Here is a 23,094-nt window from a genome sequence, read left to right on the forward strand (position 1 = left end):
AAAGGAGGAAGCCGCCCCCCAAAAGACATGCTAATTAAAAGACTGTTCGGTTCTTGCGATGATCTCATCCTGCAATGCGCGGCTGAGGTTGCGGAAGTGGTCGCTGTAACCGGCAACACGAACGATCAGGTCTTTGTATTCTTCCGGATTGTTCTGTGCATCGATCAGAGTCTGACGGTCGATAACGTTGAACTGGATATGGTGACCGTCCATGCTGAAGTAGGAGCGAACCAGATTTGCCATGTTGTCAAGACCTTCTTCGCCCGCAACAACGCTTGGGGTAAATTTCTGGTTAAGCAGAGTACCACCGGTGCGCAGGTGATCCATCTTGGAGCAGGATTTGATAACTGCAGTTGGTCCGTGAACGTCAGCGCCTTTTTCAGGGGAGATACCTTCCGAAACTGGTTTGTGAGCCAGACGTCCGTTCGGGCTTGCAAGCATTACTTCACCGAAATAAACGTGGCAGGTGGTTGGCAGCATGTTGATGCGATAGGTACCACCGCGAACGTTCGGACGACCGGAAACGGTGTGATAGTAATAGTCGAATACCGATTCCATGATTTCGTCTGCATAGTCATCGTCGTTGCCGTATTTTGGTGTCTTGTTTGCAACGAAGTTGTAGATTTCAGGATAGCCCTCGAAGTTGTGGTCCAGAGCTTCCATCAGTTCATGCATGGTGAAGCGATGCTGTTCAAATACGTTGTATTTGATAGCAGCCAGCGAGTCAGTGATGGTACCGATACCAACACCCTGAATGTAGCTGGTGTTGTAACGTGCGCCGCCGCCGTTGTAGTCCTTACCTTTGCTGATACAATCGTTTGTGATGATCGAAAGGAATGGAGCTGGCATATATTCTTTGTAGATTTTTTCGATTACGTTGTTGCCGCGAATCTTGATATCTGCAAAATGACGAACCTGTTTTTTGTAAGCTTCAAACAGTTCATCGTAAGACTTGAAGTCTTCTGCATTACCAAGTTTTAAGCCCAGCTGTTTGTTGCTGACTGGATCAAAGCCGTTGTGCAGAGTGATTTCCAGAATCTTTGGAAGGTTGAAGTAACCGGTCAGAATATAAGCTTCGTTTCCGAATGCACCGGTCTCAACACATCCGCTGGTACCGCCGCGGCGAGCATCTTCAATCGACTTGCCTGCATTGAGCAGTTCCTGGATGATTGCATCGGTGTTGTAGAATGCCGGCTGACCCCAGCCTTTTCTGGAAATCTCGCATGCACGTTTGAGGAAACGCTGTGGGGTCTTTTTGCTGATCTGTACGTTGGAGCTTGGCTGGAGCAGTTTCATCTCATCCATGCAGTCCAGAATCAGGTAGCTGACATCGTTGACACCATCATGACCGTCTGGTGTGATACCGCCGGTATTGATGTTTGCAAAGTCGGTGTAGGTGCTGCTTTCTTTTAATGTAATACCAACCTTTGGTGGAGCTGGCTGGTTGTTGAATTTTACCCACAGACATTCGAGAAGTTCGAGTGCTTTTTCATCATCAAGGATGCCAGCTTCAACATCATGCTCATAGAATGGATAGAGGTGCTGGTCCAGACGACCTGGGCTGTAAGCATCCCAAGGGTTTAATTCAGTAGTAACACCCAGATGAACGAACCAGTACATCTGGATTGCCTGCCAGTAAGTTTCTGGTTTGTGAGCAGGAACGACATCACAGTTGTGAGCGATCTGCAGCAGCTCTTCTTTGCGGACTGGGTCTGTTTCTTTCTCTGCCATTTCACGAGCCATAGCAGCATAACGTTTGCCCAGAATCATGATGGCATCGCAGGCAATAGACATTGCTTTGAGCTCGTTTTGTTTGTCCAGAGCTTCTGGATCATTTAAAAAGTCCAGTTTATCCATTGCGTCCTGGATGTCTTTCTGATAATCCAGGAAACCTTTTGTGTAGATTTTCTGGGAACCAACGGTATGACCAGGACCACGCTGTTCCATAAATTCAGTGAAGATACCGGATTCATAGCAGTCGCGCCATTCTGGTGTCATTGCGTTGATGATCTTGTGACGGATCGAACGTTTTTCCCAGTATGGAATAATTTTTTCTTCCTGTAATTTCAAATCTTCATCGGTAACTTTGAAGCTGATCAGCTCACGGTCGTTCATGACATGCATGTCTTCCAGAGTGTGGCAGCACAGTTCCGGGAAGGTAGGAGATTTCTGTGGACCGTCGCCTTTTTCACCGACAATCAGTTCACCGTCGTTGATGCACAGGTGTTTGTGTTCCATAAAATATTTGAACGCGAGTGCACGCATTTCTGGAACCGAAACACTGCCTTCATACATTTTGTAAGCATCGGTCATCAGGTCGGCACGTTCCATGTAGATTCTTGCTGGAGTGTCTACGCTCTGACGACGAAGCTTTTTGATTCGTTCGTTCATTCCTCTTTCTTCCATGATACATTCTCCTTTAAAATGCTGGGTTGTAATATGAAAATGTGAATTTTTGTTCTGTACTTAACCGCCGATTTTAATATTAGTAAAACCAGCGTCAATAAATTGCTGCATGATCTCTTCCAAGCGTTCCTGAGAAGGTTTTTCGAAGGTAACGCCTTTATACTCCTCACCGAGCTTTTCATATTTGTGATTGCCGGTATTGTGGTATGGAAGCAGATTTGTTTTTAAAATGCGGATGTTGTTTTCCTTTAAGAAGGAAATGATATCCTGAATATCCTGATCATCTGTGTTGACCGGAACAATCAGTGGAAGTCTCAGGTTAATGGTAGCACCAGCAGCGCTGAGCTTCTTGAGATTGTCTAAAATCAGAACATTGTCCTGTCCCATATATTTTTTGTGGCGTTCTGGGTCGATCAGCTTGATGTCATACAGGAAAGTATCTACATAAGGAAGGATTCTTTCATAATTTTCCCATGGAGCATATCCGCAGGTATCAATTGCGATGTTAAATCCTTTTTTGTGAAGCTGACGGGTCAGTTCTTCAATATATTCCGGAGACTGGAGCATGACCTCACCGCCGGAAAGGGTAACGCCGCCGCCTGATTCCTCATAGAACATCTGATCTTTTTGAATCTCTTTGATCAGGTCACGGATTGCATAGGTTTGACCACAGATTTCACGGGCATTGTTTAAGCAGTATTCAGTGCAGGTTCCGCAGGCATCACATTTGGTGCGATCTGCTAAAAACTGTCCGTTTACTTCTTTGATGCCATGCTGCGGACAAATTTCTGCGCATCGGCCACAGGAAGTGCAGCGCTCTGCATTATACAACAGTTCCGGAGCAAAGTTCTGGCTTTCCGGATTGTGGCACCACCAGCAGTTTAAGGCACAGCCTTTGAAGAAGATGGTGGTACGGATTCCGTCACCATCGTGAACGGAAAATTTTTGAATGTTGATGATGTTTGGAAAATTCATAAGAATCCCTCTAAATTTCATAATATGAAAATAATCAAGAATTAATTTCAACTACATTATAAAACATCGCGACAATAAAATCAAATCGCAGAATTATAGAAAAAATAAAGCTTCTTTTATTCAAAACAGACAAGAAAGCACTCGATAATTTTTTATCAATGATAAAATTGATGCAAAAATATTTTACTATATGAAATATCAATGAAAAATAGAATAAAAAAAGCCGCCTGATGAAAAACATCAGACGGCTTTTGAAAACGGCAGATTAGCGTTTCTTTTTCTTTGCTGCGGAAATTACAAGCAGCAGAACGATTACGATTGCGGAGACAGCCAGCAGACCAATTACAACAGGAACCATGTTGTTGTCACCGGTATTTGGATTTTCTACTGCGAATGCAACTGGAGTCAGAGCGAAAAAGGATACTGCAAAAGCAGAAAGAAAAGTCAGAAAACGATTGATTGTGCTGCGCATGAAAAGCACATCCTTTCCATAAAAGAATTGTAACAGTAAGTCTATTATAGTCCCATGTTTTACCACTGTCAAGTGGAATAAGGGGAGAAAGAGCAATTCTTGTGAAATCGGATCGATTTTTGTAGGTGAAAAAGAAAGCAGTTATTTCATAAGGGAAGAAATGCGATAAACCTCGCAGGCATTCTGAAAGGTTTGATCTGCAAACTGCTGTGGGTTTACGCCCTTAATTTCTGCGAGCTTTTCAATCATGCGGGTGAGCATGGTGGAATCGCAGCGTTTGCCGCGAAATGGTTCCGGTGCCATGTATGGGCAGTCTGTCTCGACCAGCAGCCGGTCCAGTGGGATTTCTGCAGCAGCTTCGACAGCGCGGCGGGCATTTTTAAAGGTGATAACGCCGGTAAATCCGATGTACATTCCAAGGCGGAGAACCTCTTTTGCAACCTCTGCCGAGCCGGAAAAACAGTGCATAATGCCCTTTGGACGATACTTTTTGAGCAAATCCAAGGTGTCCTGATGGGCGTCACGGTTGTGAATGATGACAGGAACATCCAGATCTTTTGCCAAGGCAAGCTGCTCTTCAAAGATTTTTTTCTGGATATCGCGCGGAGCATCATCGTCATAATAGTAATCCAATCCGATTTCACCCAGAGCCATTGCCTTTTCATAGGAAAGCTGCTGTGCAATGACATCCAGATATTCTTTGGAATTTTGTGCAGCGATCTCTGCCGACTGATCAGGGTGGATGCCGATACTGCAATAGACAAATGGATACTTTTTGGCAAGCTCGATACCTGCAAGATTGGCATGGGTAGTGTTGCCAACATTCATAATGGCACGCACGCCATGGGAAGCCATCGAAGAAAGTAGGGTATCGCGGTCTTCATCAAAGCGTGGGTCATCGTAATGTGCGTGAGAGTCAAAAATATTTTGCATGAGTACCTCCATTTCATAGAGTTCAGGTGATATTTTTATGTATTAAAAAGGTGTTTTTCCATGATAAGAAAAGGATATTTTCCCCCATTGGTTGCAATCATTTCTTCTTTGCAGGGAAGAAATCCAGCACGTTGATAGACTTTTTGAGCTCGAATATTGAAAGAAGCAACGGAAAGACGAATTTTAGAGACAGTAGGAAAATAATCCAGAATAAATTGCTCAATCTCATCTAAGAATGTGCTGCCAAGTCCTTTGCCAGTCAGATCAGGGCGTAACCCTAAACCAATCTCCATAGAGAGATCATCGCGGGAAAGAGCGACAAATCCAATCAGAACTCCGTTTGAAAAAACACTCCAGTAATTTTCGCCACGTTTTTCTGGGGAAAGAAGTTCTTGCAAGTCTTCGGGATCGTTTTCCATATCGTAAAAGGAGTAGATACCTTCATAATGCCAATCCGCGATTTTTTCAGCATCCGATTGACTCATAAGGGAAAAATGAAATTGCATAAAAAACCTCCTGTCGCAAGAAAATCATATCAAATCCACCGACGAATTTTCCAGCACATTGGGAAGCAGGGAGTAGATGCTGCATCCGCAAAGTTGGTCAAAATGCTTTTTCACCTGCATGAATGCCTTCCATTTATCGATGGAATGTTCGGTTACACCATGACGCAGTGCGACATCGATAAGCCTTTTTTCGAGGATGCAGGCGCCGTTTGGCAGGGAGATGGCGTCACAAAGCTGAATCAAGCGATCGTAGTCGTCATAAGGACGACTGTTTAAAAAATCCTGCAAAAAGGTAAGCTGGGCTTGTGTGCAGTCGATCTTTCCAATATAGGTGTGAATATCCTTACTTGGAAAAGAGTGGGTCAGGCAGATGCGGGCAATCTCAGGCTCTCCAAGCGATGTCATCAGGTCGTACCCGTCGAAGATGTGCCGGATGCCGCTGACCCCTGCACCGCGTCCAATGTCATGCAGCAGTCCCATTACATAAGCGTTTTCTGGATTTAATCCTGCCTTTTGGGCAATGCGTTTTGCATTGTCCGCAACCGAAAGGCTGTGCTGCTCCCAAGGGCCGGGATTGCTTTGAACAGCTTGTCTGAGATAAGTTTGTGCATGGGCAGATGAAATCACAAAAATTCCCCCTATTCATCCAATCGAAAAAAGAGGAGCAATCGCTCCTCTTTTTTGTATTACTGCTTAGCGCAGTTTGGAACCGTTTGGAATGCTGTCGTCTACAAAGAGAACCTTTACAGTCTTGTCGTCAACGTCAGTAGCAAGAATCATGCCGCAGGATTCCTCACCGCAAAGTTTTGCAGGTTTGAGGTTTGCGACAACAACGACCTTCTTGCCGATCAGGTCTTCTGGTTTGTACCATGGAGCAATACCGGAAACAACCTGTCTGCCGCCCTCAAAACCGTCGTCCAGCTGGAGTTTCAGCAGTTTCTTTGCACGTTTGATTGGCTCACATTCTTTGATCTGAGCAACACGCAGGTCAACTTTGCCGAAGTGTTCGATGTCGATGAGTTCTGCAACGCCTTCATATTTTGGAAGCTGTGGATGAGCAGCAGCCTGTGCAGCAGCCAGTTCTTCCAGCTCTTTCTGCATATCGATACGAGGGAAGAGGGTTGCACCTTTGTGTACGGTTACGTTCTTTGGCAGAACACCGAATTTAGCAGCGTTTTCGTAAGAAACATCCTCAGCGGTTGCACCAATCTGTTCTGCAATCTTAGCAGCGCTTTCCGGCATGAATGGAGAGAGCAGAGAAGCGGATACACGCAGGGATTCGAGCAGGTTGTACAGAACAGTAGCCAGTCTTGCTTTCTTGGTTTCATCTTTGCCCAGAGCCCATGGAGCGGTCTCGTCGATATATTTGTTGGTGCGGGAGATTACTTTGAATACCTCAGCCAGACCATTCTGGAATGCGTATTTTTCCATCTGTGCGTCATATTTTTCGCGCAGGGAGGAAATCATGGAGATCAGCTCATCATCAAGCGGATCTGCTTCGCGTTCTTCCGGCAGAGTACCGCCGAAGTATTTTTCTACCATCGAAACAGAACGGGACAGCAGGTTGCCCAAGTCGTTTGCAAGGTCGATGTTGATGCGGTTGATGAGTGCTTCGTTGGAGAAGTTGCCGTCCGAGCCGAATGGGAACTCGCGCAGCAGGAAGTAACGCAGTGCGTCTACGCCGTAGCGTTCTGCCAGAACGTATGGGTCAACCACGTTGCCCTTGGATTTGCTCATCTTGCCGCCGTCCAGAAGCAGCCAGCCATGACCGTAAACCTTCTTTGGCAGAGGCAGATCCAGTGCCATCAGGATAGCAGGCCAGATGATGGAATGGAAACGAACGATCTCTTTACCAACGAAGTGTACGTCAGCCGGCCAGTATTTTTCGAAATCATGATATTTATCGTTCTCGTAGCCCAGTGCATTGATATAGTTGGAAAGTGCGTCAATCCATACATAAACAACATGTCCTGGATCAAAGTCAACCGGAACGCCCCAGCTGAAGGAGGTACGGGAAACGCACAGATCCTCAAGTCCTGGTTTAATAAAGTTGTTTACCATCTCGTTGACACGGCTGCGTGGCTCGAGAAAGTCGGTGTTTTCCAGAAGATCTTGAATGCGGTCTGCATATTTGGAAAGACGGAAGAAGTATGCTTCCTCCTCAGCATCAACAACAGGACGTCCGCAGTCTGGGCACTTGCCGTCTACCAGCTGGGTCTCGGTCCAGAAGGATTCGCATGGTTTGCAGTATTTGCCGACATATTTGCCCTTATAGATGTCGCCTTTTTCGTACAGCTTCTTGAAGATTTTCTGTACCGAATGTTCATGGTAATCGTCGGTGGTACGGATGAATCGATCGTTGGAAATGTTCATCAGTTTCCACAGATCCAGTACGCCGCGTTCGCCTTCTACAATATTATCTACAAACTGTTTTGGAGTAACGCCAGCCTCTTTTGCCTTGTCCTCGATCTTCTGACCATGTTCATCGGTACCGGTCAGGAACAGAACATCGTAGCCCTGCAGACGTTTGTAGCGAGCCATGGTGTCGGTTGCTACGGTGCAGTAGGTGTGACCGATGTGCAGTTTATCGGATGGATAATAAATTGGCGTGGTGATATAAAATGTCTTTTTGTCGTTTGTTTCCATGTGGTTTTGCTCCTCCTGTTTTATGGAATACCGCAATGGCAGAATTAATGATAAAAAATATACGATAAAATTATAGCACCCTTTTTGTGCAAACTCAATGCCTTGTGTTTAATTCCTTGCACAAATTGCGGTCTATTAGCTAAACCGCTGCGTTCCAAGCTGGATTCCATAGAGGCGAGCATTGCCGCTTTCTACTTTGGCAAGTTCCGATTCATGAATGGAGAGGAACAATTCATCTCCCGGCTGCAGGTCGGAAAGGGAAAGATAAGTCTCTTCGCTGGTATCGTAGTTTACGTACAGAATATATCCACGTTCTGTAAGCTCAGAGCAGTCGAGAGTGCAGTCCTGCCCAAATGTTTTGCCTTCTTCCCTCAAGTCACGTACACGGATGGTCTGTTTTTCCGCATCGACCTCGAGCAGCTCAACATCGAATCCGGTGCAGAGAACACTCTCTTTTTGGCATGCGCAGCAGAAAAGAACGAGCATTAAGGCAAGTAGGACAGGTGTTAAGATGGAAAATATTCTTTTCACAGAGATTCCCCCTTGATTATAAATGAAAGTATGATGTAGTAAGTTAACTTAGTCGCTGTGTGCCAAGCTGGATTTCATAGAGTTTGGCAATGCTGCCACTTTCTGCTTTGGAAAGCTCAGAGTCATAAATCCACAAAATCACATCATCCCCCGGCTGCAGGTCAGAAAGGGAAAGCTGGGTAACATCGCCGGTTCCGTACTTTACATAGATGATCAGGTCTTCTTTTTCGGCTTCGGAGCAATCGAAGGTACACTCTTCCAGGAGCAATTGACCGCTTCTATCAAGATTACGCACCCGGATTGTCTTATTCTCCACGTTGACTTCCAGTATTTCGGCATTGAGTCCTGCATGAAGGACATCCTCCTTTTTGCATCCGCAACAGAAGAGAGCGAGTATCACAGCAAGCAGGAGGGGTATTATTATGTGTAACACTTTTCTCATAGCAACTACTCCTTTGGGTCGAAAATCTGTGGTGTTGGAAGGTAAATATGATCCTTCCAATACCACCATTTGCATTTTTGGGGATCATGAGTATCGTGATCGGCATAGTAGACAGCACATCGAAAAACATATAACTGACAGCGGTCTTCAGTATATCCCTTGAACTGGCAATCTTTTTGGTATAGCTGTTCAGGGTCTTGACCACGCAGCGCTTCGACACAGTCGATGCCAATGTTAATCAGGTCCTGACGAATATTTTTACCGATTCCTGGGATGCAGAGCAGATCAGTTTTCATAAAATCCCTCCTGACTTTTTCTTCATTGTATCATGGAATATTAGAAAAATCAGCCATTATATAGGGGAGAAACACAATTTTTTACAAAGTGCATAAGATATAAGGAAACCTTTTTACGATTACAGAAAGGAGCAGATAATATGGATTTAAAGAATTATAATATCACCGTCGGAGAGGTGCTCAAAAATCCGCAGGCAAAAGCAATGCTGCAAAAGGAGCTGCCGATGATTATGCGTCACCCGATGCTTCCGATGGCAAACGCAATTCCGCTTCGGGATATCATCAATAACGCAGGTGGTTATGTTTCCCCCAGAAAGATGCAGTCCATTTTGGAAAAACTCTCGAAAATTTAAGAGAAAAAGAAGAATTTTAAGAAAAACTGAGAAACGTCTCTTTTAAAATGAACAAAAATGTTGTAAAATAGAAAAAACAACGACAATGAGGTGGAAAAGGAATGGCCTTTAACGCTTTTGTGGGAGGAATCCAGCCGGGAGGCTTAACCAACGATTTTGAAGTAAAGATTTTAATTTGCTTTTTGCTGGACAGCTTGAAGAAAAATTCCCCCGGGGCAGCTCTTTCAGATGGGGAGCAGCCGGGACTGTCTTTTGATGAGCTCAACGAAATCTTTCAGGAAACCGGACTGGTCAACTATTTTGAGTTTGCCGAGTCGATGAGCGAACTGGAAAAGACTGAACATATCCGTCGGCAGATGACACCGGACGGAGAAAAGGAAATTTTTGTGATTACCGAAGTCGGTTCCATCACCGCCCAGACCTTCCAGAAAACCCTGCCTTTGACGGTAAGGGAAAAGACTCTGGAAACTGCACGTCACCTCACCGAGGTGCAAAAGTGTATGGACGAGGTGGATGTGAACTATCACCCTGTTTCGGACGGCTACATCCTGCAATTGACCATCCGGGATATCGGCTCAGACCTGATGAACTTAAATGTGTTTTTACCCACCGAAGAGGAGTGCATTCTGGTAAAGGAACATATTCAGAATGACCCTGCTGAGGTTTATTCCCGCATCCTTACCGCCCTGATTGAAAAATAAAAAGATTATGACAGACAGTTTTGCAAGACTGCCTGTCATTTTTTTTGCCCCAAAAACATATCCTTAGGACAGGTCAGAATCGAAAGCGGAATTTTAAATTGTAAAGAAGGTTTTGCTTTGTTTTGGTTAAAGCAGCAAAACATTCTTTCATGAAACCGCAAAAAAGAAAGGATGGGGTTTTCAAGATGACACAATATCCGGGGCTTACACAAAGACAGGCCCAGCAAAACCGTGTGGACTATGGGGACAATCTTCTGGAAAACAGCCGGAAGAAAAATCCAATCAAAATCTTTCTGTCCCAGTTTCGGGATCTGATGACGCTGATTTTGCTGTGCTCGACCGGAATCTCTCTGATGATGGGGGAAAAGGTGGAGGCAGTCACCATCATCGCAATTGTAATGTTAAACGCACTTCTGGGATTTTTTCAGGAATATCGCACCGAACGTTCGCTTGAAAAATTAAATGAACTGGCAGCTCCCACAGCCAGTGTCATCCGTGACGGAAAAGAGCAGACGATTCCGGCGCGGGAAGTGACTATCGGAGATCTGGTACTGCTCAAAACAGGGGATCGTGTACCGGCAGACTGTCGTATCGTCGAGAACAGTGCGCTGATGGTGGATGAATCGTTGCTGACGGGAGAATCGGTCCCGGTGGAAAAAGCATATACCGACTACCGCACCAACGATACCTCCGATCAGGTCTGTGCATTTATGGGGACAATCGTTACTCGAGGACACGGCAAGGCGATTGTCCATGCCATTGGTGAAGATACCCGCATGGGACAGATTGCGGTAATGCTTGATTCCATCGAGGAGGAGCAGACACCGCTCCAGCAGAAGCTTGACCAGCTGGGTAAGATGATCGCGGCAGGCTGTTTACTGATCTGTGCAGTGGTAGCGGGGGTCGGAATCCTTCGCGGGGAGCCGGTACTGGATATGCTCATCACCGGAATTTCCCTTGCAGTTGCAGCAATTCCTGAGGGCTTGCCTGCCATTGTCACCATCGCTCTGGCGTTGTCGGTCAACCGCATGGTGAAGAAAAATGCAGTCATTCGACGGCTGCACGCAGTGGAGACACTGGGATGCGCCAACGTGATCTGCTCGGATAAGACCGGAACTCTTACCGAAAACCGCATGACCGTCAAGAAGCTCTGCTGTGCAGGGCAGCAGTTTACAGTAACTGGAAACGGGTTGGAAAGCGGGAAAATTGAGCAAAACAGCAGACAAATCCGTATTGAAGAAAACCCTGATTTAAAAAGAAGCCTTGAAATTGCGGTTGTATGCAATAACGCAAGGATAGAAGGTGGCGCAAACCGTAGGGGAAAGGGACTGTTTTCCAAAAGCTATGCAGTAAACGGGGAACCCACCGAAGCGGCTCTTGCTGTACTGGGGGCAAAAGGCGGTGTTGAATTTTCGTCGAGCGGTATTACGGTGCTCAAAGAAATACCGTTTGATTCACAGCGGAAGATGATGTCGGTTGTTGTGAAAAACAAAAATGGGGAAATGTTTCTGTTTACCAAAGGTGCACCGGACATTTTATTGCAGCGGTGCGCGTTCTGCCAGAAGAATGGCGAGGTATCGGTCATGAGTCCGATGCAGAAACAGAAGATCTTAAGTGAAAATGAAGCAATGGCAAAGGATGCTATGCGTGTACTGGCACTGTGCTGGCGCAGGGCAAACTCAACATCCGACTGTGCTGAACAAAATTTAGTGTTCTGCGGTCTGTGCGGAATGATCGACCCGCCGAGAAAGGAAGCTTTTGACGCGGTGGAAAAATGCAGGACAGCGCAGATTCGGCCGGTGATGATTACCGGAGATAGCAGGGAGACCGCCTGTGCTATTGCATCGCAGCTAAAAATCCTGCGTCCGGGCGGCGAAGTATTGACCGGTGCAGAGATAGAACGGATGGACGACGAAAGCTTTTTGCAGAAGCTGCCCAAAGTCAGCGTGTTTGCAAGGGTGACACCAGCGCACAAGCTGCGCATTGTCAAAGGGCTCAAATCGCAGGGAAACATCGTGGCAATGACCGGAGACGGAGTCAATGACGCGCCAGCGGTCAAGGAGGCAAACATCGGTGTTTCGATGGGAAAAAACGGAACCGATGTCACCAAGGAGGCAAGCGCAGTCATCCTGATGGACGATAATTTTGCTACTTTGGTTTCCGCTATTGAAGAAGGAAGAGTGATCTACCGGAATATCCGAAAGTTTATCCGATATCTGCTTTCCTGCAACATCGGTGAGGTAGTCACCATGTTCCTTGCAATGCTGATGGGAATGCCTGTTCCGCTCCTGCCGATTCAGATTTTGCTGATCAATCTGGTGACTGATGGTTTGCCGGCGATCGCTCTGGGATTGGACCCACCGGATAGTGATGTCATGAATCAGAAGCCAAGAAAGAGCACCGATTCCATCTTTTCTGGAGGTCTGCTCAGCGTGATCTTGTTCCGGGGAATGCTGATTGGACTGACGACCATTGCAGCCTTTTCTCTGCTGCTGACCAGTCCTGCAATTCCTGAAGCAATTCGCTTGGAGACTGCCCGAACCGGCGCGTTGGTTACTTTGATCTTAACCCAGCTGATTCATGTGTTTGAATGTAAGTCGGAGAACAAGACGCTGTTTAGCATTCCATTTTTCAATAACTGGAAACTGATTGCTGCAGTGTGCACCTCCCTGATGGTGATGGGATTTGCAGTATGGCACCCGATGGGCAGGATGATTTTTGAGACAACTGCTTTGAATACAGAGCAGATGAAGCTTATCGGTGTGCTGCTGATGATAGCTCCTCTGCTGTGGTCGGTGGTCAGCGGAATGATGTTTTCCAAAAGAAAAGAAGAGGTCATTAACAGCCAAAGCAATGCTTCCAAAAGCAAGCCCAAAAGAAAAGAAGAGGTCATTAACAGCCAAAGCAATGCTTCCAAAAGCAAGCCCAAAAGCAGGCAGAAACAGGCCGTTTCCAGGTCAATTTGATTTTACTGGAAAAATATGATATAATAAAACCACCTCAAACCTGATAAAAAGGAAGAAATTCTCTTTTTCTGAGGGAAATTTACTTAGGTGGCGATAACTTTGTATAAAAAAATTCTGTACTATATGATGCTTGCCGGTTCGGTGACCAGAGTGGTTTCTTCCATGCTGCTTGCGTTTCTGGGAAAGATTCATCTTCCAGCTCTGCTGGTAATCCTTTCGCTTGCAATTGCGGCAATCGGAATCGCATTGGTTGCAAAAAGCTTTTGGAGTCAAATCCGTCTGCCGGAACTGGTAACCTATCATGTTGCTGCAGATCTCGGAGCAGCCATTTCCTTCATTGTGCTTCATTTCTATATGGTTGATATTTCTTTGATTGAAACCTTGATTACCGGTTCGGTTTTGTCGATTTTGGCAAGTGTGATTGTACTGTTTTTGACCTTCCGCAAAAAGAGATATGTTACCATTCGTCAGCAGAAACAGCTTGCGTTGGAACAGCGTCCAACGCTGACAGTAAAAGAAGCTGTAAAATAAAAGGAAATGGGGAATTAGAAAATGGATGAGAACAAACGCTTCGTTATTGAAAAAAGAATTGCCAAAACAATGGCAAATCTGGAAAAAAACAACATGCAGCCGTTTTATGCAAAGACAAAAGAAGACGCGCTGAAAATTGTGGAAAGTCTGATCCCGACCGGTCAGGTTGTTGCATGCGGTGGTTCGGTTACACTGGCAGAGTGCGGCATCATGGATCTGCTGCGCAGCGGTCGTTATGATTTTCTGGATCGCGCAAAGCCGGGACTTACCCCACAGGAATCCAAGGATATTCTGCGTAAGGCATTTTTTGCAGACACCTATCTGCTCAGCGCTAATGCTATCACTGAAAATGGTGAGCTTTACAATGTGGACGGAAATTCCAACCGCGTAGCTGCTTTGGTCTATGGACCGGACAGTGTTATCGTGGTAGCGGGATATAATAAAATTGTTCCGGATATCGATGCTGCGGTACAGAGAGTGAAAAAGGTGGCAGCGCCGATCAATGCAGTTCGTCTGCACTGTGAGACCCCATGTGCAAAAGTCGGTGAATGCATGAACTGTCACAGCGAAGGCAGAATTTGCTGCAACTATGTTGTCAGTGCTCAGCAGCGCCACAAAAACAGAATTAAAGTAGTTCTGGTAGGCGAAGAGCTCGGTTTCTAAAGATAACAAAATAGAAAGAAAACATAAAAAAGCTTCCTGTTTTCAGGAAGCTTTTTTGCTTTAGATAATCTGTTTTTTGGAGTCGTACAAAGTCCGGTAACCAAAATACAGCGCTCCGAAACTTGCACTGGTGACCATAGTGCAGATTGCAATCATAATTGCAATCTGATACAGGATGGCGGTGGTCGGCAGAGTACCGGACAGAATCTGACCGGTCATCATGCCCGGAAGGGAAACAACACCCATCCCGATCATCGAATTGATGGTTGGAAGCATGGCAGTTTCCAGCGACTGCTTCACAAACGGCATCAAGATTTTTTTAGGTGCAGCGCCAAAACACAGTAGGGCATTGATTTTGGCACGTTGACCATCCAGACTTTCCCGAAAGGTCTTGATACCCAGAGAGACACCGGTCATGGTGTTGCCCATCAGCATACCGGAAATTGGGATAACATACTGTGGATTGAAGATGCTTTCTCCCACAACAACACAGACAAAGAACAGCAGTACAAACAGTCCGGAACTTGCAATCGAAAGTGCAATCACCGCCTTAAACCGTTTGTTCAAGTCTTTGTTGTTGGATAAAACCCGGTGGATGGAAAACCACACCATGACCGAGACATAGGCAACAACAAAAATCGGATGTGGGTTTTCAAAAATATAGGTGAGGATTAGTCCAGAAAGAATCAGCTGAACGGTCATCTTGATGCTGGCTACAATCAAAAGTTTGGTTCGGTTGATGCTGCACCGCTTCATGATAAAGATGACGATTAACAGTAAAAGGTAAATCAAAGAAAACTGCCATAATTGCAGCTGGACAATTCCGTTCATCGTTCTTCCCCCAATCTGATTTCTTGGTCAGCAAACCGGCGGACCAGTTCGCCGTTATGGCAGACACAGACTACGCTGATGTTGTTTTGCGAGCAAAACTGTTTTAGATTGTGCAGCAAAGTTTCGGAGGTCTGTTCGTCCAATGCAGCGGTCGGTTCATCCAGCAGCAAAACTTTTGGCATCGCAGAAAGAAAGATTGCAAGAAAGACACGCTGCCTTTCTCCGCCGGAGAGGGTAGAACAGTTAGCACTCAACGGAAAATCAGCACAGCAGATGGAAAGAAACCGCTGCACGTCTTCATCTAAGGGCTGTTTTTCCTCTCTCATATCGTAAAAGAGGTCAAAGTTTTCTCGTATAGTTCCATCAAAAAGAAAGACTTGCTGAGGAACCAGCATGACTTCTCTGCGGTAATCCAAGACAGGATAGTCCTCGAGCGGCTTTGAACGATAAAAAATCTGACCGTCCGGTGCTGACAGGGTCGCGCTGAGCATTCGCAGATAGGTGCTCTTTCCGCAGCCGCTTTTTCCAGTGATAAAGGAAAAGCAGTCAGCATTGATTTTGATTTCAGGATAGGTGATCAACTGCTGAAAGCACAAACCTTCTTTAGAAGAAAATAGTTCCATCTGACAATGATTCCTCTTTTCTGTGTTGAAGCATTATGATAAAATGATTTTAGTAAATTTAGGAACTTTAAAAATTCGACAACGATTATATCACAGCGGGAAATTGAATGCAAGAAACAGAGCAGCTTTCCTGATAGAAGGAAGAAAAAGAATATAGAATAACTTCATGTAAGATGCTGCATAATAAAGGAGGAATCAGGATGCATCCAGCCAAGTGGAGGGAAACAATCGACCCGTTTGAACTGGACTACCATCACTTTCGGTTAACAGAAATTCTGGGTTATCCCCATGCCGGCAATGATGTGTTTCATGCAAAGGGAATCTACCAGCAGCAGGAGACAGAGGTATACATCAAGGTTGCAAGGCAACAGGGTGCGGATATCAAAAGAGAAATTGATACCATTTTAAAGCTGAATCTGGAACTTGCTCCTGAGATTATCGACTATGACCAGAATAGAGAACAATTTGTGGTGACGATTGCGCGGCAGGGAGAAAGATTATCGATGCTGCTTAATCAAAATAAAGACGAGAAGTCGATAGATTATCTGTTCGAATATGGCCAGACTCTTGCAATACTGCACCAGACACAGGGAAATTTTGAAAATGTGAAAGACCGCAGGTTCTTTCATATTCCACTAGAAGAGCATTTTCGTGAGCTGCGATTAGAAGAAGTCTACCATTATCTTGTAAAGCACAAACCGGAGCGGGAAACCCGATGTTTTTGTCATGGGGACTTTCATTATGCCAATATTCTGTGGAAAGAAAAGCACATTTCGGCTATCTTGGATTTTGAGCTGTCCGGGATGGGAAATCGGGAGTTTGATATTGCGTGGGCACTCATTGTGCGTCCAGGTCAGCGTTTTTTGCTGACAGAGGAAGAAATCAGGGAGTTTTTGCGGGGATATGCTTCAGAAGGAACTTTCCAAGAAGATCTGGTGCGTTATTATATGGTACTGATCTATTCCTTCTTTTATAAAATGGGAGAAACGGAATATCAGGATTTTGTGAGAAGTTTTTTGCAACAAAATATTCGATGACATCATAAAAGGGAATGGACTTCAGATCCATTCCCTTTTGTTTATCTAAACTATTTTCGATTCTTTTTGAGCGGAGAACCCGGTTTTTTATCTTTCGGTCCCAGAACGCGGTAAAAGAAAACGATGACCGCAAACAGAATGACTGCTACCAGAAAAAGAGCCAAACCATCCACCAGCAGTCCGTCACCGTTTCCCAGAGTTGGAATTACCGGGGATTCAGTGGTTGACTCAGCGCAGACAGGAAGAACCAGCAGGCAGGTAAGCAAACAGGTCATAGAAATTGCAAACAGTTTTTTCATGATAATATCCTTTCCAGTATAAAGCCTGATTGTCGTAATTTGAGCAAAGTATAGCATGATTTTCTTTAAAAAGCAATCTTGCTTTTTAAGAAGAAAATAGAAATATGTTTTCTAACTTAGGAAGGTGTCGCTGAAACTGGCAGGAAAAAAGGGACGTGTACGCGAGGAAAATACGGTCTGAAATGCCATTTTTTAAGTAAATATTAACAAGGAATTAACGGAGTTTTTGTGAAGTTCACTAAACTATTTGTTTTGCCGAAAATCCATTGACAGATGCAATTATTTTTTATATAATTTGAATATGAACTTGGATTGTTACTGCATAAGCGGGCAAAACCGGGGCTCACAAAGCACATCACATTTTGTCGTCATTTTTTGCCGGCTGATTTGTGGTGATTTTTGTGAGACCTGGTTTTTTTGTTTATATAAAAGAGCTAGCTCTTTTTTGTGCTGTTTGGCACAAGAAAGATTTGCTGCATGGTTGTCAAAGGAGGCGTGATCTGTGAGTTTCCGTGTGATTAAGACAATCAACAACAATGTAGTCAGTTGTCAGGACGAAAATGGCTGTGAATACATTGTTATGGGGCGAGGTCTTGGCTTTGGGTTAAAGTCAGGGCATACCGTGGAGCGTGAACAGGCAGAAAAGGTTTTTCGCATTACAGATCAGAACAACATGGAGCGTTTGCAGACGCTTTATGCCAGCCTTCCTCACGATCAGGTGGAATTTTGTGCTGAGTTGATTGAATACGCACAGAGCGTTTTGGGTCATAAGCTGAGTGAAGTAATTTACTATACGCTCAGTGATCATATCTGCTTTGCCATTCAGCGGGAAAAAAACGGAATGCGCTTTGCAAATGCTTTGCACACCGAAGTTCGTCTGTTCTATCCAAAGGAATATGCAATCGGTTCCTATGCTCTGGCAGAGATTGAACGCAGATTTCATGTTTCTCTCCTGGAAGATGAGGCTGCATCCATTGCACTGCATCTTCTCAATGCAGAGTACGAAAATTCGCTGAGTATCACCATGCAGGTAACACAAACCTTGTCAGAAATGCTCAGAGTATTGGAGGAACATCCATCCTTCCATGTGGACCGCAGCTCGATCGATTTTGATGAGTTTATCGTTCATCTGAAATTCCTTGCATTAAAACAGTTTTCGGATGATCCGGTACTCGAGCAGGAAAGTCCATTGTCTGTGCTGATTCCGCAGGCATTTCCCGGGGAATATCAGCTGGCAGGTATTCTGGTTCATCCATTGGAAAAGGCAAGTGGCCGTCCGCTGACACCGGAACAGCGCGCCTATCTGACCGTTAATTTACATCGGGTCAACCGAGGTTAATCATATATTTAAAGTACAGTTACAGTTTTATGAAATGAAAGGTTGTAATAGTTATGGGATTTTTGGATAAGCTGTTTGGAAAAAAAGAAGAACCAAAGATGGAACTTGCAGCACCGCTTGCAGGTGAAGCAGTTTCGATTTCTCAGGTAAACGATCCTACTTTCAGCGATGAGATTCTGGGCAAAGGTCTTGCAATCCGCCCAACTGGAAACGAAGTGTTTGCTCCATGTGACGGCAAAATCGAGATGATGTTTGATACCGGTCACGCAGTTAGCATGACAAGCAACGACGGCATCGAAATCCTCATCCACGTTGGTCTGGAGACCGTAAACCTCAAAGGTAAATACTACCAGGTTCACGCAGCAAACGGCGATCAGGTCAAAAAAGGCCAGAAGCTCATCAGTTTTGACAGAGAAGCAATTGCAGCAGAAGGATATGATGTCATCACTCCAATCGTAATCTGCAACTCGGATCAGTTTACTGCAATTGAGCCACATACCGGAACTGTATCGGTAGGCGATGTTGTTCTCACCCTGAAAAAATAAGACGCTGAAATTTGGAGGCATTACAATATGATTTTTGGAAATGGACGTCCGGTCTTTTCCGGAATTGCCATCGGCAAAGCTTATGTTTATAAAAAACAGCTTGCCACTCTGCCTGTTTCTTGTGGTGATCCCGCTGTGGAACAGCAGAAATTTGAAGCGGCAAAACAGACCGCTCTGGAACAGCTCCAGACTTTGATGCAGGATGCCGCAGAGCGTCTGGGCGAAGAACAGGCAATGATTCTGGATGTACAGATGATGATGCTCGATGACCTGGATTATCTGGAAAGCATCGAGGCAATGATTCAGAATGGTGCAAGCGCAGCTCAGGCAGTTAAAGAAACCGGCGATACCTTTGCAGCAGCATTTTCCGCAATGGATGACGCTTATATGCAGGCGCGCGCAACCGATGTACAGGATATTTCCACCCGTGTTGTTACCATCCTGTGCAACGGCAAAGTAGGATTTTCGATGGAAGAACCGGGTATTCTGATTGCAGAAGACCTCACCCCATCCGAAACAGTCCAGATGCCAAAAGACAAAATTCTTGCATTTGTGACAAGACAGGGTTCCTCGAACAGCCATACTGCAATTTTGGCAAGAATCATGGGTATCCCATCTCTGGTAAAAACCCAGATCAATCTTGAGGAAGATCTCGATGGAAAGATGATGATTGTAGATGGCTTTGACGGCTGCTACTACATCGATCCAGATGAAGAGACACTGGCAAAGATGCAGGAAAAGAAACGCACTGCCGACGAATATCAGCGTCAGCTGGAAAACTATCGCGGCAAGGAAAGCGTTACCCCACACGGTCAGAAGATTAAACTGTATGCCAATATCGGCAGCCCTGCTGATGTTGAGCATGTGCTCAAGGGTGATGCAGAAGGCGTTGGTCTGCTGCGCAGCGAGTTCCTTTATCTGGGACGCGACACCTACCCGACCGAAGATGAACTGTTTAACGCTTACCGCAAGGTAGTAGAAGGGCTGGAAGGAAGACGTGTCGTTATCCGTACACTGGATATCGGTGCTGACAAACAGGCAGACTACTTTGAACTGGATAAAGAAGAAAACCCGGCACTGGGTCTGCGCGGTGCAAGAATCTGTTTGCGCCGTCCGGAAGTATTCCGTACCCAGATGCGTTCGATCTATCGTGCAAGTGCACTGGGACCAGTCAGTGTAATGTTCCCGATGATTGCTTCAGTGTGGGAAGTTCGCAAGCTTAAAGAAATGTGCGAGCAGATCCGCGAAGAGATGAAGCAGGAAGGCATTGAAATTGGTGAAGTTGAGCACGGCATCATGATCGAGACCCCAGCAGCAGCTGTTATCAGCGATCTGCTGGCAGAAGAAGTAGATTTCTTCAGCGTTGGTACCAACGACCTGACCCAGTATACTCTGGCGGTTGACCGTCAGAACCCATCTCTGGATGGATTTGATGATCCACATCATCCGGCACTCATCCGCTTGCTCGGAATGATTGCACAAAACGCACATAAGGCAGGAATCTGGTGCGGAATCTGCGGCGAACTTGCTGCGGATCTGACTATGACAGATACCTTCCTGGAAATGGGCTATGATGAATTATCTGTATCCCCAACAAGGGTGCTGCAGTTGAGAAAGAAAGTTTGCGAAAGCGAGGTTATTGTAAAATGAAAACAATTTCTTATGTAATTCAGGACCCAATCGGTCTGCACGCTCGTCCGGCAGGTCAGCTTGCAAAAGCTGCTGGCGCATGGAAAGAATGCGATATCAAAATCACTGCTGGTGACAAGACTGTTGATGCAAAACGCATTATGGGTGTTATGCAGCTGGGTGCAAAACAGGGCCACACTCTGACCATCGAAGTTTCCGGTCCACAGGAAGCAGAAGCTGCTGCTGCTCTGGAAGAATTTCTGAAAGCAAACCTGTAAAAAGGTCTGCCGCGGCATTTTAACAAAAACGACCGCATATTATTTGGAAAAAACAGCTTGAAAAAGCGTTTTCATTTTCTTTTGGAGACCGATAGACTGCTGTGGGCGGCAGTCTGTCTATGGATAGAGAGAATCTGTATGCGACAAATAAAAATGAGGAGGAATTTTCTCTATGATGCGATTTTTACAAAGATTAGGTAAATCTTTGATGCTGCCGGTAGCATGTCTGCCAATCGGTGGTATCCTGATGGGTATCGGTTACTGGATCGACCCAGCTGGCTGGGGTGCTAACAGCATGCTGGCTCTGCTTCTGATCAAAGCTGGCGGTATTCTGATCGATAACATGGCAATTCTGTTCGCTCTGGGTGTTGCAATCGGTATGTCCAAAGACCAGGAAGGTACTTCTGCTCTGGCAGCTATCATCTCCTGGCTGACTGTACAGACCATGTTGGGAACCGCTGTTGTTCAGCTCATCATCGGTGCTGATGCAACCGTTAACCCTGCATTTGGTAAAATCAACAACCAGTTTATCGGTATCCTCTGCGGTCTGATCGCTGCATGGTGCTACAACAAGTTCCACAAGATCAACATGCCGGACTTCCTTGGCTTCTTTGCAGGCCGTCGTTTTGTTCCGATCATGACCGTTGTTGTTACTCTGCTCATCTGCATCCCGCTGTACTTCGTATGGCCGGTTGTTTACACCTTCCTGGTAAGCGTTGGTGAAGGCATCCTCGGTATGGGCGCAATCGGCGCTGGTATCTACGGTTTCCTCAACCGTCTGCTCATTCCAGTTGGTCTGCATCATGCTCTCAACAGCGTATTCTGGTTTGACGTTGCAAATATCTCTGATATTGGTAAGTTCTGGGGTTCTGTTGAAGGCGGCGTTCTCGGTCAGACCGGTATGTATCAGGCTGGTTTCTTCCCAGTTATGATGTTTGGTCTGCCTGGTGCTGCTCTGGCAATGTACCACACTGCTAAACCAGAAAAGAAAAAGATTGCTGGCGGTATTCTGTTGTCCGCTGCACTCTGTTCCTTCTTCACCGGTGTTACCGAGCCTCTGGAATTCGCATTCATGTTCCTGGCTCCAGCTCTGTATGTAGCTCATGCAGTTCTGACCGGTATCTCCGTTGCAATCGTAGCTGCTCTGCCAATTCGTGCTGGCTTCCAGTTCAGTGCTGGTTTTGTTGACTGGTTCCTGTCCTTCAAGGCTCCATTCGCAATGAACCCAATCCTGCTGATTCCAATCGGTCTGGTATTCTTTGTGATCTACTATGTTGTATTCCGCATCATGATCGTTAAACTCAACCTGAAGACTCCAGGTCGTGAAGATGACGATACTGCTGCTGAAATGAATATTGAACTGAGCGCAAACGACTACGCAGCAATGGCAAAAGCTATTCTGGAAGGTGTTGGCGGTGCTGCTAACGTTACAAGCGTTGACAACTGCATCACCCGTCTGCGTCTGGAAGTTAAAGACCGTCTGCTGGTAGACGAAAAGAAACTGAAAGCATCCGGTGCTGCTGGTATCGTTCGTCCAGGTAAGACCAGTGTACAGGTTATTATCGGTCCAAAAGTTCAGTTTGTAGCTGACGAGTTCAAGAAACTGGTTAAATAAGCAAACTGTTACATAGTTTGTCTCTGAAAGAATCCATCTTTGGCATAAAGCCTGTCCCCGTTCCGCGGCCCACAGCGGAACGGGGACTTTTTTTGGAAAATTGAAATATTGTGTGAGAGTTTTTCCGCGTTTTTGTACCTATATGAGTGAAAGCTTGTTTCGGGTCAATTTCGGCGGAAAGGAGATCTTGTCATGCATGACACCACAAAGCGTGTTGAGATAGTAGAAAGAAGGGTGCGGTATCACAGGACAAGAAAAAGTATTCATAGGCTGATGGTACTGTGCGGAGCACTATGCTTCTCTTTGCTTTTTATCTTACATCAAACCAGCGGACCCGCCTATCCGGTAATCTATGGAATGTACGGCACAATTTTGCTGCATGAAAATGTCGGTGGATATGTGCTGGTGGCGGTGGTTTGTTTTACGGCGGCAGTGGTTGTTACCTTGTTATACAGCGAGTATCAAAGACGCAGGTGA

Annotated in this window: 25 protein-coding genes; 12 read left to right on the forward strand and 13 right to left on the reverse strand. The window is 45.6% G+C overall.

Annotation, left to right across the window (positions count from 1 at the left end; translation table 11 throughout):
* Positions 1-30: 30 nt before the first annotated feature.
* The 10 genes from hypD to BQ5375_RS08685 form a co-directional block, all read right to left on the reverse strand.
* Positions 31-2,406, reverse strand: a complete 2,376-nt coding sequence (gene hypD / locus BQ5375_RS08640; RefSeq protein WP_022133297.1) for a trans-4-hydroxy-L-proline dehydratase — start codon at positions 2,404-2,406, stop codon at positions 31-33.
* A gap of 60 nt (positions 2,407-2,466) precedes the next feature.
* A complete protein-coding gene (locus BQ5375_RS08645; RefSeq protein ID WP_022133296.1) occupies positions 2,467-3,381 on the reverse strand; it encodes a trans-4-hydroxy-L-proline dehydratase activase in 915 nt (304 codons plus the stop codon).
* Between the two features lie 265 nt (positions 3,382-3,646).
* Positions 3,647-3,853, reverse strand: a complete 207-nt coding sequence (locus BQ5375_RS08650) for an LPXTG cell wall anchor domain-containing protein (protein ID WP_022133295.1) — start codon at positions 3,851-3,853, stop codon at positions 3,647-3,649.
* A 141-nt stretch (positions 3,854-3,994) separates the two neighbouring features.
* The gene (locus BQ5375_RS08655; RefSeq protein WP_022133294.1) at positions 3,995-4,786 is read right to left on the reverse strand and encodes a TatD family hydrolase; all 792 of its coding nucleotides are present in this window, start codon (positions 4,784-4,786) and stop codon (positions 3,995-3,997) included.
* 35 nt (positions 4,787-4,821) lie between these two features.
* A complete protein-coding gene (locus BQ5375_RS08660) occupies positions 4,822-5,292 on the reverse strand; it encodes a GNAT family N-acetyltransferase (RefSeq protein WP_022133293.1) in 471 nt (156 codons plus the stop codon).
* Between the two features lie 24 nt (positions 5,293-5,316).
* Positions 5,317-5,919, reverse strand: coding sequence for an HD domain-containing protein (locus BQ5375_RS08665; protein ID WP_022133292.1), 603 nt, complete (start codon positions 5,917-5,919; stop codon positions 5,317-5,319).
* A 66-nt stretch (positions 5,920-5,985) separates the two neighbouring features.
* Positions 5,986-7,938, reverse strand: coding sequence for a methionine--tRNA ligase (gene metG, locus BQ5375_RS08670; RefSeq protein ID WP_022133291.1), 1,953 nt, complete (start codon positions 7,936-7,938; stop codon positions 5,986-5,988).
* A gap of 135 nt (positions 7,939-8,073) precedes the next feature.
* Positions 8,074-8,469, reverse strand: coding sequence for a hypothetical protein (locus BQ5375_RS08675; protein WP_022133290.1), 396 nt, complete (start codon positions 8,467-8,469; stop codon positions 8,074-8,076).
* Positions 8,470-8,512: 43 nt separating this feature from the next.
* Entirely contained in the window at positions 8,513-8,911 is a 399-nt protein-coding gene (locus tag BQ5375_RS14240) for a hypothetical protein (RefSeq protein ID WP_022133289.1), read from the reverse strand.
* Between the two features lie 5 nt (positions 8,912-8,916).
* Positions 8,917-9,207, reverse strand: coding sequence for a helix-hairpin-helix domain-containing protein (locus BQ5375_RS08685; RefSeq protein ID WP_022133288.1), 291 nt, complete (start codon positions 9,205-9,207; stop codon positions 8,917-8,919).
* Between the two features lie 140 nt (positions 9,208-9,347).
* Here BQ5375_RS08685 and BQ5375_RS08690 point away from each other — a divergent pair, with 140 nt between their 5' ends.
* The 5 genes from BQ5375_RS08690 to BQ5375_RS08710 all read left to right on the forward strand — a co-directional run bounded on the left by BQ5375_RS08690 (position 9,348) and on the right by BQ5375_RS08710 (position 14,421).
* Positions 9,348-9,560 (forward strand): hypothetical protein, encoded by a 213-nt coding sequence (locus tag BQ5375_RS08690; protein WP_022133287.1) that lies wholly within the window; start codon positions 9,348-9,350, stop codon positions 9,558-9,560.
* Positions 9,561-9,661: 101 nt separating this feature from the next.
* Positions 9,662-10,261 (forward strand): DUF4364 family protein, encoded by a 600-nt coding sequence (locus BQ5375_RS08695; protein ID WP_022133286.1) that lies wholly within the window; start codon positions 9,662-9,664, stop codon positions 10,259-10,261.
* A 185-nt stretch (positions 10,262-10,446) separates the two neighbouring features.
* A complete protein-coding gene (locus BQ5375_RS08700; RefSeq protein WP_143529457.1) occupies positions 10,447-13,227 on the forward strand; it encodes a cation-translocating P-type ATPase in 2,781 nt (926 codons plus the stop codon).
* A gap of 99 nt (positions 13,228-13,326) precedes the next feature.
* Positions 13,327-13,758: a hypothetical protein gene (locus tag BQ5375_RS08705; RefSeq protein ID WP_022132215.1), complete on the forward strand. Its 432-nt coding sequence runs from the start codon at positions 13,327-13,329 to the stop codon at positions 13,756-13,758.
* A gap of 21 nt (positions 13,759-13,779) precedes the next feature.
* Complete coding sequence (locus BQ5375_RS08710; RefSeq protein ID WP_022132216.1) at positions 13,780-14,421, forward strand: lactate utilization protein; 642 nt, start codon at positions 13,780-13,782, stop codon at positions 14,419-14,421.
* Between the two features lie 60 nt (positions 14,422-14,481).
* Here the strand turns inward: BQ5375_RS08710 and BQ5375_RS08715 are convergent, their stop codons facing one another.
* Both BQ5375_RS08715 and BQ5375_RS08720 read right to left on the reverse strand, forming a co-directional pair.
* Positions 14,482-15,252, reverse strand: a complete 771-nt coding sequence (locus BQ5375_RS08715; RefSeq protein ID WP_022132217.1) for an ABC transporter permease — start codon at positions 15,250-15,252, stop codon at positions 14,482-14,484.
* Positions 15,249-15,875, reverse strand: a complete 627-nt coding sequence (locus tag BQ5375_RS08720) for an ABC transporter ATP-binding protein (protein WP_022132218.1) — start codon at positions 15,873-15,875, stop codon at positions 15,249-15,251. The genes BQ5375_RS08715 and BQ5375_RS08720 overlap by 4 nt, the downstream gene beginning before the upstream one ends.
* Before the next feature lie 200 nt (positions 15,876-16,075).
* Here BQ5375_RS08720 and BQ5375_RS08725 point away from each other — a divergent pair, with 200 nt between their 5' ends.
* Positions 16,076-16,912 carry a phosphotransferase family protein gene (locus BQ5375_RS08725; protein WP_022132219.1) on the forward strand — a complete coding sequence of 279 codons (837 nt, stop codon included), beginning with the start codon at positions 16,076-16,078 and terminating at the stop codon, positions 16,910-16,912.
* A gap of 50 nt (positions 16,913-16,962) precedes the next feature.
* On the opposite strand, the gene BQ5375_RS08730 is transcribed toward BQ5375_RS08725, so the two are convergent.
* Positions 16,963-17,211, reverse strand: a complete 249-nt coding sequence (locus BQ5375_RS08730; RefSeq protein ID WP_022132220.1) for a hypothetical protein — start codon at positions 17,209-17,211, stop codon at positions 16,963-16,965.
* Positions 17,212-17,713: 502 nt separating this feature from the next.
* Here BQ5375_RS08730 and BQ5375_RS08735 point away from each other — a divergent pair.
* The 6 genes from BQ5375_RS08735 to BQ5375_RS08760 all read left to right on the forward strand — a co-directional run bounded on the left by BQ5375_RS08735 (position 17,714) and on the right by BQ5375_RS08760 (position 23,094).
* Complete coding sequence (locus BQ5375_RS08735) at positions 17,714-18,550, forward strand: PRD domain-containing protein (RefSeq protein WP_076917727.1); 837 nt, start codon at positions 17,714-17,716, stop codon at positions 18,548-18,550.
* A 53-nt stretch (positions 18,551-18,603) separates the two neighbouring features.
* Positions 18,604-19,095, forward strand: a complete 492-nt coding sequence (locus tag BQ5375_RS08740) for a PTS sugar transporter subunit IIA (protein WP_022132222.1) — start codon at positions 18,604-18,606, stop codon at positions 19,093-19,095.
* A 27-nt stretch (positions 19,096-19,122) separates the two neighbouring features.
* Positions 19,123-20,745: a phosphoenolpyruvate--protein phosphotransferase gene (gene ptsP / locus BQ5375_RS08745; protein WP_022132223.1), complete on the forward strand. Its 1,623-nt coding sequence runs from the start codon at positions 19,123-19,125 to the stop codon at positions 20,743-20,745.
* The gene (locus BQ5375_RS08750) at positions 20,742-21,002 is read left to right on the forward strand and encodes an HPr family phosphocarrier protein (RefSeq protein WP_022132224.1); all 261 of its coding nucleotides are present in this window, start codon (positions 20,742-20,744) and stop codon (positions 21,000-21,002) included. The genes ptsP and BQ5375_RS08750 overlap by 4 nt, the downstream gene beginning before the upstream one ends.
* Positions 21,003-21,174: 172 nt before the next feature.
* On the forward strand, positions 21,175-22,617 hold the full coding sequence (nagE, locus tag BQ5375_RS08755; protein WP_022132225.1) for an N-acetylglucosamine-specific PTS transporter subunit IIBC: 1,443 nt from the start codon (positions 21,175-21,177) through the stop codon (positions 22,615-22,617).
* 192 nt (positions 22,618-22,809) lie between these two features.
* Entirely contained in the window at positions 22,810-23,094 is a 285-nt protein-coding gene (locus tag BQ5375_RS08760; RefSeq protein WP_022132226.1) for a hypothetical protein, read from the forward strand.

The sequence above is a fragment of the Negativibacillus massiliensis genome (assembly GCF_900148495.1).
GTDB lineage: Bacteria > Bacillota > Clostridia > Oscillospirales > Ruminococcaceae > Negativibacillus > Negativibacillus massiliensis.